Annotated in this window: 16 protein-coding genes; 15 read left to right on the plus strand and 1 reads right to left on the minus strand. The window is 63.9% G+C overall.

What is annotated here, in order from left to right; translation table 11 throughout:
• Positions 1-1,479 carry a DEAD/DEAH box helicase gene (locus tag NLM33_RS34380; protein WP_254102980.1) on the minus strand — a complete coding sequence of 493 codons (1,479 nt, stop codon included), beginning with the start codon at positions 1,477-1,479 and terminating at the stop codon, positions 1-3.
• Between the two features lie 504 nt (positions 1,480-1,983).
• Between NLM33_RS34380 and urtA the strand changes: the two genes are divergently transcribed.
• The 15 genes from urtA to NLM33_RS34455 all read left to right on the plus strand — a co-directional run bounded on the left by urtA (position 1,984) and on the right by NLM33_RS34455 (position 16,099).
• Positions 1,984-3,306: an urea ABC transporter substrate-binding protein gene (gene urtA, locus NLM33_RS34385; RefSeq protein WP_254102981.1), complete on the plus strand. Its 1,323-nt coding sequence runs from the start codon at positions 1,984-1,986 to the stop codon at positions 3,304-3,306.
• Between the two features lie 83 nt (positions 3,307-3,389).
• Positions 3,390-4,997: an urea ABC transporter permease subunit UrtB gene (gene urtB, locus NLM33_RS34390; RefSeq protein ID WP_254102982.1), complete on the plus strand. Its 1,608-nt coding sequence runs from the start codon at positions 3,390-3,392 to the stop codon at positions 4,995-4,997.
• The gene (gene urtC, locus NLM33_RS34395) at positions 4,994-6,163 is read left to right on the plus strand and encodes an urea ABC transporter permease subunit UrtC (protein ID WP_254102983.1); all 1,170 of its coding nucleotides are present in this window, start codon (positions 4,994-4,996) and stop codon (positions 6,161-6,163) included. Before urtB ends, urtC begins: the two co-directional genes overlap by 4 nt.
• A 6-nt stretch (positions 6,164-6,169) precedes the next feature.
• Positions 6,170-6,931: an urea ABC transporter ATP-binding protein UrtD gene (urtD, locus tag NLM33_RS34400; RefSeq protein ID WP_254102984.1), complete on the plus strand. Its 762-nt coding sequence runs from the start codon at positions 6,170-6,172 to the stop codon at positions 6,929-6,931.
• 3 nt (positions 6,932-6,934) lie between these two features.
• Positions 6,935-7,630 (plus strand): urea ABC transporter ATP-binding subunit UrtE, encoded by a 696-nt coding sequence (urtE, locus tag NLM33_RS34405; protein WP_027521699.1) that lies wholly within the window; start codon positions 6,935-6,937, stop codon positions 7,628-7,630.
• A gap of 35 nt (positions 7,631-7,665) precedes the next feature.
• Positions 7,666-8,496, plus strand: coding sequence for an urease accessory protein UreD (locus NLM33_RS34410; RefSeq protein WP_254102985.1), 831 nt, complete (start codon positions 7,666-7,668; stop codon positions 8,494-8,496).
• Between the two features lie 24 nt (positions 8,497-8,520).
• Positions 8,521-8,823 carry an urease subunit gamma gene (locus tag NLM33_RS34415; RefSeq protein ID WP_254102986.1) on the plus strand — a complete coding sequence of 101 codons (303 nt, stop codon included), beginning with the start codon at positions 8,521-8,523 and terminating at the stop codon, positions 8,821-8,823.
• Between the two features lie 112 nt (positions 8,824-8,935).
• A complete protein-coding gene (locus NLM33_RS34420; protein WP_212405934.1) occupies positions 8,936-9,241 on the plus strand; it encodes an urease subunit beta in 306 nt (101 codons plus the stop codon).
• 3 nt (positions 9,242-9,244) lie between these two features.
• Complete coding sequence (locus NLM33_RS34425; protein WP_254102987.1) at positions 9,245-9,784, plus strand: HD domain-containing protein; 540 nt, start codon at positions 9,245-9,247, stop codon at positions 9,782-9,784.
• A gap of 37 nt (positions 9,785-9,821) precedes the next feature.
• On the plus strand, positions 9,822-11,537 hold the full coding sequence (ureC, locus tag NLM33_RS34430; RefSeq protein WP_254102988.1) for an urease subunit alpha: 1,716 nt from the start codon (positions 9,822-9,824) through the stop codon (positions 11,535-11,537).
• A 129-nt stretch (positions 11,538-11,666) separates the two neighbouring features.
• On the plus strand, positions 11,667-11,966 hold the full coding sequence (locus tag NLM33_RS34435) for a putative quinol monooxygenase (RefSeq protein ID WP_254102989.1): 300 nt from the start codon (positions 11,667-11,669) through the stop codon (positions 11,964-11,966).
• Positions 11,967-11,978: 12 nt separating this feature from the next.
• Positions 11,979-12,602 carry an urease accessory protein UreE gene (locus NLM33_RS34440; protein ID WP_254102990.1) on the plus strand — a complete coding sequence of 208 codons (624 nt, stop codon included), beginning with the start codon at positions 11,979-11,981 and terminating at the stop codon, positions 12,600-12,602.
• A complete protein-coding gene (locus NLM33_RS34445) occupies positions 12,583-13,311 on the plus strand; it encodes an urease accessory protein UreF (protein ID WP_254106044.1) in 729 nt (242 codons plus the stop codon). The genes NLM33_RS34440 and NLM33_RS34445 overlap by 20 nt, the downstream gene beginning before the upstream one ends.
• Positions 13,312-13,478: 167 nt before the next feature.
• The gene (gene ureG / locus NLM33_RS34450) at positions 13,479-14,102 is read left to right on the plus strand and encodes an urease accessory protein UreG (RefSeq protein ID WP_254102991.1); all 624 of its coding nucleotides are present in this window, start codon (positions 13,479-13,481) and stop codon (positions 14,100-14,102) included.
• 338 nt (positions 14,103-14,440) lie between these two features.
• The gene (locus tag NLM33_RS34455) at positions 14,441-16,099 is read left to right on the plus strand and encodes an HWE histidine kinase domain-containing protein (protein ID WP_254102992.1); all 1,659 of its coding nucleotides are present in this window, start codon (positions 14,441-14,443) and stop codon (positions 16,097-16,099) included.
• The last annotated feature ends 57 nt before the right edge of the window (positions 16,100-16,156 follow it).

Below are 16,156 nucleotides of genomic sequence, written 5' to 3' on the forward strand. Positions count from 1 at the left end.
TTAGCGCGAATAGGGTTTGCGGTTGGGCCGACCGTTCGGACGACTCTCGCGGCGTAAAAACGCAACGCCTTGTATCCCATCAGAATGGCCGGCGCCATGCGCGGGACGCTGTTCCGGCCGATCGTTTGGTGAGGAATTCGACTTACCACCGGAACGGCGGCGGCGAGACCCCTTTGAGGCCTTGTGGCCGTCGCCGGGCCTGCCATCCACATGTCGCCCGTCGCCATGCCGGCCATCGCCATGCCGCGCGCCCTGCGGGCGCGGACCAGGGCGGCCCGGACGATGCTGCTTCGCGGGAGCAGACGGGGCGTGCGCCGCCTCGCGGCCGGCGTCAGTGCGGTGATCCTCCCGCGGGAGCGCAACGCGGATCAGGCGCTCGATGTCGCGGAGGTAGCTGAGCTCCTCGCCGCCTGCGACCAGCGAGATCGCGGTGCCGTCGGCGCCGGCGCGCGCGGTGCGGCCGATGCGGTGCACATAGGTCTCGGGCACGTTGGGCAGGTCGAAATTGATGACGTGGGTGATGCCGTCGACATCGATGCCGCGGGCGGCGATGTCGGTGGCGACCAGCGTGCGGATTTCACCGGAGCGGAACTGCGCCAGCGTCCGCTCGCGATGGTTCTGCGACTTGTTGCCGTGGATGGCGCTGGCGGCGATGCCAGCCCTCTCAAGCGTCTTCACGACCTTGTCGGCGCCGTGCTTGGTGCGGGTGAAGACCAGCGCGCGGTTGATCGGCTCGTCCTTCAGGAGCTTGGTCAGGAAGGCAGGCTTGGCCGAGAAATCCACCTGGATGATGCGCTGGCGGATGCGTTCCGCCGTCGAGGACACCGGGGTGACGGCGACGCGCGCCGGATCGCGCAGCATCGAGTCGGCAAGCTCGGCGATGTCCTTCGGCATGGTGGCCGAGAAGAACAGCGTCTGGCGCCTGATCGGCAGCTTGGCGACGATTTTGCGGATGTCGTTGATGAAGCCCATGTCGAGCATGCGGTCGGCTTCATCGAGCACCAGGAACTCGACGCTGGAGAGCTTCAGCCCGTTGCTCTGGACGAGGTCGAGCAGGCGGCCGGGGGTAGCCACCAGCACCTCGACGCCCTGCATCAGCGAGCGGACCTGGCGGCCCATCGGCACACCGCCGATGGCGAGCGTCGAGGACAGGCGGATGTGGCGGCCATAGGCGTTGAAGCTGTCGAGGATCTGGCCGGACAGCTCGCGGGTCGGCGACAGCACGAGCACGCGGCAGGTCTTGGGCTGCGGCTTGACGCGGTTGTCCAGCAGGCGGTGCAGGATCGGCAGCGCGAAGGACGCGGTCTTGCCGGTGCCGGTCTGGGCAATGCCGACGACGTCGCGCCCGGTCAATGCGAGGGGGATGGTCTGGGCCTGAATGGGGGTCGGCGTGACGTAGTTTTCTTCTTTGAGGGCACGCGAAATGGGATCGGCCAGGCCGAAGTCCTGAAAGGAAGTCAAAAGAGGGGCTCTTTCCATGTCAAAAGCGAGCGCCCACGCTGTTCCGCGTGGCGTGCGCAAGGGTGTCGAGAAGACACCTGCGTGTTTGGGGTGTCGGATTGCTTGATGAGAGGGGCAAGCCAGAGACCCAAACGGGCTTAAGAACACGCGGCTCGCTACGACCCGTCGATCATTCGGATGATTCGGGTCTCGGACCCTCATATGGAACATCCCGGGGGCGCTTTCAAGGCGGCGCGGCCGCAGCCTGGCATTGCGGTGCACGAATAGTTATGCCGGAAATTTAGACAGTGAGCATTTTTTGATTAAAAAATAGACCGGATGCCGCATAAGCATACATTTTTATTGCCCAATATTTGGGCCGATCGAGCGTGTCAAATCCCGGGTTCCGGGTAAAATCTTTTTACAAAACAGTTAGTTATCCGCATTCACGCCCATGGCATGGTTCTTGCGATTCCGTTAATCGCTGGCGGCCGTGGGGCCGTTCGCAGCGTTTTCACGTCTGCGTCAGGGAGATGATAGCTCATGCTTACTAAATCCACTCACGATATAGCGGCGTCATTTAGCCGCCGCGGCTTGCTCGCCGCGACCGCCGGACTGATGCTGGGTCTGGCTTCCATTACCGGCGCAAAGGCCGCAGACGACACCATTAAGGTCGGTGTGCTGCACTCTCTCTCAGGCACCATGGCCATCAGCGAGACCACGCTGAAAGACACCATCCTCTTCCTGATCGACGAGCAGAACAAGAAGGGCGGCGTGCTCGGCAAGAAGCTCGAGGCCGTCGTCGTCGACCCCGCTTCGAACTGGCCGCTGTTCGCCGAGAAGGCGCGCGAGCTGATCACCAAGGACAAGGTCGCCGTCGTGTTCGGCTGCTGGACCTCGGTGTCGCGCAAGTCGGTGCTCCCGGTCTTCAAGGAGCTGAACAACATCCTGTTCTACCCCGTGCAGTACGAGGGCGAAGAGTCCGAGCGTAACGTGTTCTACACGGGTGCTGCGCCGAACCAGCAGGCGATCCCCGCCGTCGACTACCTGATGAAGGACGAGAAGGTGAAGCGCTGGGTGCTCGCGGGTACCGACTACGTCTATCCGCGCACCACCAACAAGATCCTGGAAGCCTATCTGAAGTCCAAGGGTGTCGCCCAGGAAGACATCATGATCAACTACACGCCGTTCGGTCACTCCGACTGGCAGACGATCGTGGCCGACATCAAGAAGTTCGGCTCGGCCGGCAAGAAGACCGCGGTGGTCTCGACCATCAACGGCGACGCCAACGTTCCCTTCTACAAGGAGCTCGGCAACCAGGGCATCAAGGCCAAGGACATCCCGGTGGTCGCGTTCTCGGTGGGTGAGGAAGAGCTCGCCGGCATCGACACCAAGCCGCTGGTCGGCCATCTCGCCGCCTGGAACTACTTCGAGTCGATCAAGACTCCGGCGAACGAGAAGTTCATCAAGGAGTGGCAGGCCTACACCAAGAACCCGAAGCGCACCACCAACGACCCGATGGAAGCGCATGTGATCGGCTTCAACATGTGGGTGAAGGCGGTCGAGAAGGTGAAGTCGACCGATCCGGACAAGGTGATCGATGCGCTTCCCGGCATCGAGGCGCCGAACCTGACCGGTGGCACCTCCAAGATGCTGCCGAACCACCACATCACCAAGCCGGTGTTCATCGGCGAGATCAAGGGCAACGGCCAGTTCGACGTGGTCTGGAAGACCCCGAGCCTCGTTCCGGGCGACGCCTGGTCGAAGGAGCTCGACGGCTCCAAGGACCTGGTCGGCGACTGGGTCGAGAAGAAGTGCGGCAACTACAACGTCAAGACCAACAAGTGCCTCGGTTCGGGCTCCTGATCCCGGTTTGACGTGATATGACGACACGGAGAGGGCGGCGATCCCGCCGCCCTCTCCACCCATTTCTGCCGGGGTAATTCACAGTGCTCGCAAAATTGCCAGCCCGTCTCTGCACGCTTGCGCTTTCGTTTTTCCTGATCGCGTTCGCGCTGCCGGCCTTGGCCGGTCCGTTCGAGGATGCGGTCGCCAAATTCGCCAACGACGATTTTTCCGACACTGAAGAAGCGATCGGCGTGGTCGCGAGCAGCGGAAATCCGCTCGCTCTTCCGATCATCAGCGCGCTGCAGGACGGCCGTCTGATGGCCGATCCGGACAGCAAGAAGGTTTATGTCACCGGCGCGGACGGCAAGTCGATCGATGCCGCAACCGGTCAGTCCGTCGCGAGCGTTCCCGACAGCGCCAGCGCGGTTCGTCTCAACAACCGTCTGCGCCGCAGCGTTGATGCCGCGCTCGGCAGCCTGACCCTGATGTCGCCCGATCTTTCGACGCGCATGCAGGCCGCGCAATCCGTCTTCAAGTCGCACGAGGAGAGCGCGCTCGAAGCCGTCGACAACGCGCTCGCCAAGGAAACCAGCAAGTCCGTCAGGACGGTGCTCGGTGAAGCCCGCGCGGCGATCCTGCTGTTCAAATCCGACGCCACGGAGGTCGAGAAGCTCGAAGCCGTCGCCACCATCAAGGCCAGAGGCGACCAGGAAGCGCTGGCGCTGCTGACCGGCATGGGTGACCAGCCGGCTTCGGTGACGAAGGCCGCGGCAAGCGCGATCGGCTCGATCCAGAGCTCGCTCGCGGTCTGGTCCACGGTGCAGAACGCCTGGTACGGCCTCTCGCTCGGCTCGGTGCTGCTGCTTGCTGCGATCGGCCTCGCCATCACCTTCGGCGTGATGGGCGTCATCAACATGGCCCATGGCGAGATGGTGATGCTGGGCGCCTATACCACCTTCGTCGTGCAGGAGGTGATCCGCACCCGCTATCCCGCATTGTTCGACTATTCGCTGCTGATCGCCGTGCCGCTCGCCTTCCTGGTGTCTGGCGCGATCGGCGTCTTGATCGAGCGCAGCATCATCCGCTTCCTCTACGGCCGCCCGCTGGAGACGCTGCTCGCGACCTGGGGCCTGTCCTTGGTGCTCCAGCAGGCGGTGCGCACCGCATTCGGTCCGACCAACCGGGAGGTCGGCAACCCCTCCTGGATGAGCGGAGCGTTCGAGCTCGGACAGATCACCATCACCTATAACCGGCTCTGGATCCTCTGCTTCACGCTTGCGGTGTTCGCGATCCTGCTTGCGATGCTGCGCTACACTGCGCTCGGCCTTGAAATGCGCGCGGTGACTCAGAACCGCCGCATGGCGGCCTCAATGGGCATTGCCACCTCGCGCGTCGACGCGCTGACCTTCGGCCTCGGCTCCGGCATTGCCGGCATCGCCGGCGTCGCGCTGTCGCAGATCGACAATGTCAGCCCCAATCTCGGCCAGAGCTACATCATCGACAGCTTCATGGTCGTCGTGTTCGGCGGGGTCGGCAATCTCTGGGGCACGCTGGTCGGCGCCTTCACGCTCGGCATCGCCAACAAGTTCCTGGAGCCGGTCGCCGGCGCCGTGCTCGGCAAGATCGCGATCCTGGTCCTGATCATCCTGTTCATTCAAAAGCGCCCGCGCGGCCTGTTCGCGCTCAAGGGCCGTGCGGTGGAAGCATGACCCCTCACATGCTCACGCGATCGCTGGACCGCGGCGCGACGATGTTTCTCGCCGTCGTCGCCGCCTGCGGCATCCTGATTCCGCTCTCAAACCTGCTGTTGCCTGCCGGCTCGTTCTTCCAGGTGCCGACTTATCTGGTCGCGCTTTGGGGCAAGTATGTCTGCTACGCCATTCTAGCGCTCTCGATCGACCTGATCTGGGGCTATTGCGGCATCCTCTCGCTCGGCCACGGCGCGTTCTTCGCGCTCGGCGGCTACGCCATGGGCATGTACCTGATGCGGCAGATCGGCACCCGCGGCGTCTACGGCAATCCGATGCTGCCCGACTTCATGGTGTTCCTGAACTGGCAGAAGCTGCCCTGGTACTGGTACGGCTTCGACATGTTCTGGTTCGCCGCGCTGATGGTGCTGTTCGTGCCCGGCCTGCTCGCCTTCTGCTTCGGCTGGCTCGCCTTCCGCTCGCGCGTCACCGGCGTCTACCTGTCGATCATCACGCAGGCGATGACCTATGCGCTCTTGCTCGGCTTCTTCCGCAACGATTTCGGCTTCGGTGGCAACAACGGCCTGACCGACTTCAAGGATATCCTTGGCTTCAACGTGCAGGCCGAAGGTACCCGCGCCACGCTGTTCGCGCTCAGCTGTCTCGCCTTGATCGCCGGCTTCCTGATCTGCCGGGCCATCGTCACCTCAAAGCTCGGCAAGGTGCTGATCGCGATCCGCGACGCGGAATCGCGCACGCGCTTCCTCGGCTACCGCGTCGAGTCCTACAAGCTGTTCGTGTTCACGGTGTCGGCCTGCATGGCCGGCGTCGCCGGTGCGCTCTACGTGCCGCAGGTCGGCATCATCAACCCGAGCGAATTCGCGCCGGGCAACTCGATCGAGGCGGTGATCTGGGTCGCGGTCGGTGGCCGCGGCACGCTGATCGGCGCAGCGCTCGGCGCCGTCGTCGTCAACTACGCCAAGACGTTCTTCACCTCAGGCGTGCTGGCGCCGTATTGGCTGTTCATGCTGGGCGCGCTGTTCATCCTGGTGACGCTGCTGCTGCCAAAGGGCATCGTCGGCACCTTCAATTCGTGGTGGGAGCCGTTCAAGGCAAAGCGCCCGGCGGAAACCACCGAGAGCGCGGCGCGTGAAGACGGCGTCAGCGAACCGAAGATGGCGGAGTAGGCGGATATGAACGTCATGGACACCCGCGCGACCTCCGCGATGCTCTATCTCGACGGCGTGCACGTCTCGTTCGACGGGTTTCACGCCATCAACAATTTGTCGCTCACGCTCGCGCCCGGCGAAATGCGGGCCATCATCGGGCCGAACGGCGCCGGCAAGACCACGATGATGGACATCATCACCGGCAAGACCAAGCCGGACGAAGGCACCGTGCTGTTCGACGGCGTCACCGATCTCACGCGCCTCGATGAGACCCGCATCGCCGAGCTCGGCATTGGCCGCAAATTCCAGAAGCCGACGGTGTTCGAGAGCCAGACGGTCGAGGACAATCTCCTGCTCGCGCTCAACGTCGACCACTCGGTTCGCGGCACGCTGTTCTGGCGCGGCAGCAAGGCGGAATCCGAGCGCATCGACAAGGTGCTGGAGACCATCCGCCTCACCGATGCGCGAGGTCGCCTCGCCGGCAGCCTCAGCCACGGCCAGAAGCAGTGGCTGGAGATCGGCATGCTGCTGGCGCAGGATCCAAAGCTCCTGCTGGTCGACGAGCCCGTCGCGGGCATGACCGACGTCGAGACGCATCTCACCGCCGAGCTCTTGAAGGAGATCAACAAGAACCACACCGTGATGGTCGTCGAGCACGACATGACCTTCGTTCGCGAATTGGGCGTGAAGGTCACCTGCCTGCACGAGGGCTCGGTGCTTGCCGAAGGCACCATCGACCAAGTCTCGTCCAACGAGCGGGTCATCGAAGTCTATTTGGGACGCTGAGCGATGCTTGAGGTCAAGGACATCAACCTGTTCTACGGCGCGGCCCAGGCGCTGCGCGGGGTCTCGATCGCGGCCGAGCCCGGCAAGGTCACTTGTGTGCTTGGGCGCAATGGCGTCGGGAAGACCTCGCTGCTGCGCGCCATGGTCGGCCAATATCCGATCTCCTCGGGCGCGATCGTGTTCGACGGCAGCGACATCACGGCGCTGAAGCCCTATGAGCGGGCACGCAAGGGCATCGGCTTCGTGCCGCAGGGCCGCGAAATCTTTCCGCTGCTGACGGTCGAGGAAAATCTCAAGACCGGCTTCGGCCCGCTCAAGCGCGACGAGCGCTTCATCCCCGATGACGTGTTCTCGCTGTTTCCGGTGCTGCAATCCATGCTCGGCCGTCGTGGCGGCGACCTCTCCGGCGGCCAGCAGCAGCAGCTCGCGATCGGCCGCGCGCTGGTGATGCGGCCGAAATTGCTGCTGCTCGACGAGCCGACCGAGGGCATCCAGCCGTCGATCATCAAGGACATCGGCCGCGCGATCTCTTATTTGCGCAACCTCGGCAACATCGCCATCGTGCTGGTCGAACAATATCTCGACTTTGCCTGCGAACTCGGCGACAGTTTTGCCGTGATGGATCGCGGCGCGGTGAAATACACCTGCGACCGCACCAATCTCGATCCCGGCGAGATCAGCCGCCAGATGGCGCTGTAAGCCTTTCATTCTGCCGCGACCGGCTGGGGAGGCGGATGCGCAGCGACGTTTCAGCCACGTCCAGTGTTTTCGAGGCCAACCGCGCCCGCGGCGCGGTGCGCTTCGACGTCCATGCGCGCGAGGGCGTGACGCGGCGTGGGGCGTTGCACGAATCCGGCTCCTTGCGCGTGCGCTTTCCTTCGCCGGAAGGCGAGGGGCTCTCCGGCGTGTTCGTCAACACCGCCGGTGGGGTTGCCGGCGGAGACCGTTTTGACATCGAGATTTCGGCAGGCGAGGGCTCGCGCCTGACGCTGACCACGGCGGCAGCCGAGAAGGTCTATCGCGCGCCCGGCAAGGCGGCAGAGCTCAATATCGCCCTGAAGGTCGCCGCAGGCGCGCATCTCGGCTGGCTGCCCCAGGAGACGATCCTGTTCGATCGCGCCCGTGTCCATCGCCGCTTCGACATCGCACTCGATGGCGCGGCCTCGCTCCTGCTCTGCGAGATCGTGGTGTTCGGCCGCACCGCGATGGGCGAGCGCATGGAGCAGGGCGAGTTCGTCGACCGCTGGCGGATCTCTCGTGGCGGCAAGCTGGTTTTCGCCGAAACTGTCAGGCTCGACGGCAATATCGGCGCCAAGCTCGCTCGATCTGCGGTGGCCAAGGGCGGCGCGGCGATCGGCACGGCCCTGATCGTGCCCGGTGACGAGGCATTGATCGGGCGCATCCGGGAAGCTTCGGAATCATTCTCCGGCGAGGTCGGGATATCCGCCTGGAATGGCTTTGCAATGGCGCGGTTCTGTGCCCAAGATGCGGCGCGCTTGCGCGCCGACATGATGGCGGTGCTGGCGCGCACCGGCGCCACGCTGCCGCGGCTGTGGCTGAATTGACGAACTCACGAACAGAGATTTTGCATGAACCTGTCTCCCCGCGAAAAGGACAAGCTTCTGATCTCGATGGCGGCCATCGTGGCGCGGCGCAGGCTCGAGCGCGGCGTCAAGCTGAACCACCCGGAGGCGATCGCGATCATCTCCGATTTCATTCTGGAAGGCGCGCGTGACGGCCGCACCGTGGCCGAGCTGATGCAGGCCGGCGCGCAGGTTCTGACCCGCGACCAGGTGATGCCGGGCATTCCCGAGATGATCCACGACATCCAGGTCGAAGCGACGTTTCCGGACGGCACCAAGCTCGTCACCGTCCACGAGCCGATCAGGTGATTCAAATTCGTCATTCCGGGGTGCCCGCAGGGCGAACCCGGAATCCAGAGATTGTTGATCGAGATTCCGGGTTCTCGCTCTGCGAGCCCCGGAATGACGGAGGAAGGCAAACATGATCCCCGGCGAACTCTTCATCAAGGACGGCGAGATCGAACTCAATGCCGGCCGCAAGACCGTGACGCTGACCGTCGCCAACACCGGCGACCGTCCGATCCAGGTCGGCTCGCACTATCATTTCTTCGAGACCAATCCGGCGCTGAAATTCGATCGCAAGAAAGCCCGCGGCATGCGCCTCGACATCGCCGCCGGCACCGCCGTCCGCTTCGAGCCCGGCCAGACCCGCGACGTCCAGCTCGTCGCCCTGGCCGGCAAGAAAACCATCTACGGTTTTCGTGGCGACGTGATGGGGAAGTTGTGAGGCATGCGGCCGCCCGTCCGGTTCATTTCAGAAGCTGCCGAAGTGGCCGCGCGCCGGCATAAGAGCATGGTGCGCAAGGGGCGGGGCAACGAGCCCTACGTAAATCACCTTGCCGAGGTCGCAAATCTGCTTGCGATCGCAACTGACGGCGCGGATGCCGAACTCGTTGCAGCCGGCTGGCTGCACGATACGCTCGAGGACACCGAGACCACGACCAAAGAGCTCTCGCTAAGATTCTCTGATCGTGTGGCCTCCCTCGTCATCGAATGCACAGATGACATGAGTCTGCCAAAGGCCGAGCGGCGGCGGCGACAAGTCGTCGATGCGCCGAAGAAGTCGGACGACGCCAAGCTCATCAAAATTGCCGACAAGATCAGCAATGTCGAGGCTCGTATTCGTTCCAACCCGACCGCTGAGGAGCGCGTCGATCTGATCGAGTACACGGACTGGGCCGAGCAGGTCGTCGCGGGCTGCCGCGGCGGCAATGCCTACCTCGACGAGAAGTTCGACGACGCGGTGGAGCGAGCGAGGGCCTCGCTGTGAGCGCCATCAAAACATTCAAACGCAAACGGGGCTTGTGATGTCCGTCAAAATAAAGCGTTCCGTCTATGCCGACATGTTCGGCCCGACCACCGGCGACAAGGTGCGGCTCGCCGACACCGATCTCATCATCGAGGTCGAGAAGGATTTCACCACCTATGGCGAGGAGGTGAAGTTCGGCGGCGGCAAGGTGATCCGCGACGGCATGGGGCAGTCGCAGGTCACCAACAAGCAGGGCGCGGCCGACACGGTCATCACCAATGCGCTGATCGTCGACCACTGGGGCATCGTGAAGGCCGACGTCGCGATCAAGGACGGCATGATCGCAGGCATCGGCAAGGCGGGTAACCCGGATATCCAGCCTGGCGTGACCATCGTCATCGGCCCTGGCACCGACGTGATCGCGGGCGAAGGAAAAATCCTCACGGCCGGCGGCTTCGACAGCCACATTCATTTCATCTGTCCGCAGCAGATCGAGCACGCGCTGATGTCGGGCGTCACCTCGATGCTGGGCGGCGGCACCGGTCCCTCGCACGGCACCTTTGCCACCACCTGCACGCCGGGCCCCTGGCACATGGGCCGGATGATCCAGTCGTTCGACGCCTTCCCGGTCAATCTCGGCATCTCCGGCAAAGGCAATGCCTCGCGCCCTGCTGCGCTGGTCGAGATGATCAAGGCCGGTGCCTGCGCGCTCAAGCTGCACGAGGATTGGGGCACCACGCCGGCGGCGATCGACAACTGCCTGTCGGTTGCCGACGACTATGACGTCCAGGTCATGCTGCATTCCGACACGCTGAACGAGTCGGGCTTCGTCGAGGATACGATCAAGGCGTTCAAGGGCCGCACCATCCACGCCTTCCACACCGAGGGCGCCGGCGGCGGCCACGCCCCCGACATCATCAAGGTCGCGGGCCTGAAGAACGTGCTGCCGTCCTCGACCAACCCGACGCGGCCCTTCACGCGCAACACCATCGACGAGCATCTGGACATGCTGATGGTGTGCCACCACCTCGATCCCTCGATCGCGGAAGACCTCGCGTTTGCCGAAAGCCGCATCCGCAAGGAGACCATCGCGGCCGAAGACATCTTGCACGACCTCGGCGCGCTCTCGATGATGTCCTCGGATTCGCAAGCCATGGGCCGGCTCGGCGAAGTGATCATCCGCACCTGGCAGACCGCCGACAAGATGAAGAAGCAGCGCGGGTCGCTGCCGCAGGACAAGGGCAAGGACAACGACAATTTTCGCGTCAAGCGCTACATCGCCAAGTACACGATCAACCCCGCGATCGCGCACGGCGTGTCAAAGCTGATCGGCTCGGTGGAGAAGGGCAAGCTCGCCGATCTCGTGCTGTGGTCGCCGGCCTTCTTCGGCGTCAAGCCGGACTGCATCGTCAAGGGCGGCACGATCGTCGCTGCCCCCATGGGCGATCCCAACGCCTCGATCCCGACGCCGCAGCCGGTGCATTACCAGCCGATGTTCGGCGCCTTCGGCAAGGCACGCACGGCATCCTCCGTCGTCTTCACCTCGAAGGCAGCGGTCACCGGGGGCCTTGCGCGAAAGCTCGGCATCGACAAGAAGCTCTATGCCGTGCAGAACACCCGCGGCAAGATCTCCAAGAAGAGCATGATCCACAACGACGCCACGCCCGATATCGAGGTCGATCCGGAGACCTATGAGGTGCGCGCCGACGGCGAGCTTCTCACCTGCGCGCCCGCCGAGGTGCTGCCGATGGCGCAGCGGTATTTCATGTACTGAAATTACCCTCAACTTCACTGCCCTCGGAGCCTGTCCGAGGGCGGATTTTCCGGTTTTGCGTCTCGTCGTGCTTGGTCTAATGTCGCGCCCGGTATCTTGAAGCCAGAAGAAAAGCCGGGAGGATTTCTCGTGATCTACGTCGTTGCCACCTTGACCATCAAGCCCGAAACGCACGCCGAATTCATTGCCGCCGCCACCGCCTGCATCAAGGAGACGCGGAAGGAGCCCGGCAATATCGCCTATGATTTGCACGAGAGCGTCACCGATCACACCAAGATGGTGTTCGTCGAGCAGTGGGAGAATGCCGAGGCGTTGGTGCCTCATCGTGCAGCCGAACACATGAAGACGTTCGGCCGGGTCGCGGTAAAGTGCTTCGCGGCGCCGCCGAAGATCGAAGTGATCACGCCGGAAAAAGTCGAGACACGGTAACAGGATAAAACCATGATCCGGGCGACGCAGGTCAAGGGGCAGCACCGCTTCACGGAAGCAGCGGCGGATACGGTCGTGCTCGATTTCGACGACCGGCACCGCCGCCGCATGGCGATGACGGGCACGCGCGGGCTCGAGTTCCTGCTCGACCTCGAAAACGCCGTCGCGCTGCGCGGCGGCGATGCGCTGGTGCTGGAGGACGGCCGGCTGGTCGAGGTGGTCGCCGCTCCCGAGCCGCTGCTCGAGATCCGCGGCCACGATCCGCACCATCTCATCCGCGTCGCCTGGCATCTCGGCAACCGGCACCTGCCGACGCAGATCATGGCCAAGAGCCTGCGTATCCGAAAGGATCACGTCATCGAGGCGATGGTAAAGGGTCTTGGCGCGCGGGTGATCGAGATCGAGGCGCCCTTCGATCCCGAAGGCGGCGCCTATGCCGACGCCGGCCACGCGCACGCTGACGATCATGGGCATGACCATGCGCATCATGATCACGGGCACCACGATCATGATCACCACCATCACGATCATGCCGCGCATGACCACCATGATCACGGTCACCATCATCACCACGATGAGCATTGTGACCATCCCGACCATCACCACGGCCACGGCCATGCTCATGACCACAAATGAGCCGGCTGGTGCCGGCCGCCTGACCGAGCGTGAGGCGGCGGCGCTGTACCGGCTGATGACGTGGCTGTCGCCGGCGTTTCCCGTCGGCGGCTTCTCCTACTCCAGCGGCATCGAATGGGCGGTGGAGGCGGGCGACATCATCGACACGGCGACGCTTACGAACTGGCTCGACGCGATGCTCGGCGATGGCGCGGGCTTTTGCGATGCGATTTTCCTGGTGCAGGCGTTTCGCGCAGCGGAGGCGGGCGATGAGGCCCGCTTGCGTGACATCGCGGAGCTGGCGACCGCCTTCGTGCCATCACGCGAGCGACAGCTCGAGACCACGGCGCAGGGCCGCGCCTTCATCGACATCGCGCGAGCGGCCTGGAATGCGGATGGGCTGGATGCGATGGTCGCGCACTGCGCGGGGCCGCTGATCTATCCCGTCGCGGTCGGCGTGGTCGCTAGCGCCCATGGCGTCCGGCTCGAGCCCACGCTGCATGCCTTCCTGCACGCGCTGGTCTCGAATTGGATTTCGGCGGCAAGCCGGCTGATCCCGCTCGGCCAGACCGACAGCCAGCGTGTGCTCGCCGCGCTTGAGCCCGCCGTTGCCGCGACCGCCGCGCGCGCGTTGAGCGCGACCTTGGACGACCTCGGCAGCGCGACGTTCCGCGCCGATCTCGCAAGCCTGCGGCACGAGACCCAGTATACGCGGCTGTTCAGGTCGTGAGCGCCAAGGTGTTTAACCGATCGTCGTCGTCCCGGCGAAGGCCGGGACCCATAACCACATATCTTCGTGGCTATGGAGAGATGCGGCCACAGCCCATCGCATCAACTGAGTTCGGTGGCTATGGGTCCCGGCCTTCGCCGGGACGACTTTAGGAAAGAGCGAGCCATATGTCGAAATCTCACGGCCCCCTGCGTGTCGGTATCGGCGGTCCGGTCGGATCGGGCAAGACCGCGCTGATGGATCTGCTCTGCAAGTCCATGCGCGAGCGCTATGACATCGCGGCGATCACCAACGACATCTACACCAAGTGGGATGCAGAGTACCTCGTGCGCTCGGGCTCACTGACGCCGGACCGCATTGCCGGCGTCGAGACCGGCGGCTGTCCGCATACCGCGATCCGCGAGGATGCCTCGATGAATCTCGCCGCGGTCGCCGATATGCGCGCAAAATTTCCCGGTCTCGATCTGGTGCTGATCGAGTCCGGTGGCGACAATCTCGCTGCCACTTTTTCCCCGGAGCTCGCCGACATTACCATCTATGTCATCGACGTGGCCGCGGGCGACAAGATACCGTCCAAGGGTGGGCCGGGCATCACGCGCTCCGACCTCCTGGTCATCAACAAGATCGACCTCGCTCCGCATGTCGGCGCCTCGCTGGAGAAGATGCAGACTGACGCCAAGCGGATGCGGGGCGAGCGGCCCTTCGTCATGACCAACCTGAAGAAGAGCGAGGGACTCGACCGCATCATCGGCTTCATCGAGGCCAAGGGTGGGCTGAAAAGGGTGGGCTGAAAAAGGGCGGGCTGACGAGGACGGGTTGAAGGGCAGGTCCGGCGCCCGGCGACATCAGCCAAGTCTGACACGACTGTTAGTATCTGCCCGTTAATATCTGCGGCAAAATGTGTCTCCGCGGAACCAATGGTCGCCATGGTGATTAACTTACTCGGTGCCCGGAGCGCTGACGCCTCGGCTGGCGGATTAAGCATTCCGGTCAACCCAAGTTGCGTCCCGATGGCTCCTCCTTCATTATCGTCTTCCGTGGGGTTTCACTCTCTTTCGGCAATTGGCCGTTCGAGCGGCGTTCAGATGCTCCGTGTTATTCGCCAGCCTCTCATCTTCTGAGTAAACGAGTGGTCCGGCTGGGATTCATCATCGGTTTTATCGCGCTGCTCGGGATACTGCTCTCCGGGCTCGCGGCCTATCGCGTCCACGATCAGGAGCTGGCGATCGATCGTATCGCGCTGGCCCGCGCGATCGACGTTCATGCGAGCCTGGTGCAGGACCGCTTGACCGAACGCGAGCTTCTGGCGCGCGTCGCCTCCGGCCTGTTCCGTACGCCCGCCGTGATCAAGCCGAACATGCTGGAGCCGCTGCGCTCTGCCATCTATGCATTCAAGACCGATTTCGTTGTCGCCTCCTGGATCGCCCGGCTCAAGCCGGCGGAACTGGGCGCGGCGCAGGCGGCGCTCAGCTCCGCCGGCTTTCCCAATTCGGGCATCCGCAACTACGACGACACGCGGCTCGACACCACGAAGATCACCCAGCCGATCAACGTGCTGATGGACCTCGAGCCGCGCAGCGAGGAGACCAAGGCGCTGCTCGGCCGCAGCTACGATCAGGACGGCGTGCGCGGCGCGATGCTGGCGCGCGCCATGGCCGAGAAGAAATCGGTCGCCTCCGATCCGGTGCCGCTGCTCCGTCCGAACGGACCCATCGGCATCATCGTGGCGGCGCCCGTCATTCCGGAAGGCGCGACGGAGCCTGCCGGGTTCATCACGTTTTCCTACGAGCTCGCTTCGCTGATGCTGACCAATGACGACATGTCGTTGTTCTCGGTCGCATTGCGCGACCCGCGCGCGACCGGCGGCGAGCTGATCGCCAACGACCAGGGCGTCGTCAGCGCGCGGACCATCTCGCAGGATGGTCCACAGCCCTCCTCGACGCGCTCGGTCAGCTTCGGCGGCCGCGACTGGCAGCTCAGCTACTTCGCCAAGACCAATTCGGCGCGGCGCGCCGAGCAGACCGCCGTCATCGTCGCTGCAATCGGCTTCGCCATCACGGCGATGGTGTGCGGACTGTTCGGTTATGTCGCCTACAACAACTTAAGGCTAAGCCGCGAAATCCAGGTGCGGATCGGTTTCGAGCGCCGGCTGACGGCCGTCATCGACGAGCTCAATCATCGCGTGAAGAACATTCTGGCGGTGATCCAGTCGATCGTGACGCGCACGCTGCGCCACGGCTCCGACATCGACGTCGCGCGCGAACTCTTGATCGGGCGCATCCACGCGATGTCCAACGTGGTTTCGCTGCTCAGCGAAAGCCAGTGGCAGGGTGTCAAGCTGAAAGGCCTGTTCGAGGCGCGCGCCATCCCGCATGCCGATCGCATCGCCATCAGCGGGCCCGACATCGCAGTCAGTGCGCGCGCCGCGCAGAGCCTGTCGCTGCTGTTCTTCGAGCTCGCCTCGCATTCCGACGAGGGCCTGTCGCTGGTCGGCAAGCATCCGCACATCACCGCGAACTGGACGGTGACGGGCGAGGAGCCAGATACGGTCTTCCATTTCCGCTGGGAGGAGTTCAACACCAGCGAGGCGACACGGCGCGCCGATTCCGATTTCGGCCTGATCCTGCTCGACCGCGTCGCGCCCGAAGCGCTCGGCGGCAGCGCCAAGCGCTACTTCACCGATGCGTCCTATGTCTACGAGCTGACCGCACCGATGGAGACCGTCGTCGACATGACCGAGCGCGACCGCACGGAGCAGTTTTCCGCGCCGGTCAGGCCAGTGCGGTAGCGATTGATATCAGTGAAGCCGGCAACACTCACCCTCCCCTGGAGGGGGAGGGTCGGC

This window comes from Bradyrhizobium sp. CCGUVB1N3 (assembly GCF_024199925.1).
GTDB lineage: Bacteria > Pseudomonadota > Alphaproteobacteria > Rhizobiales > Xanthobacteraceae > Bradyrhizobium.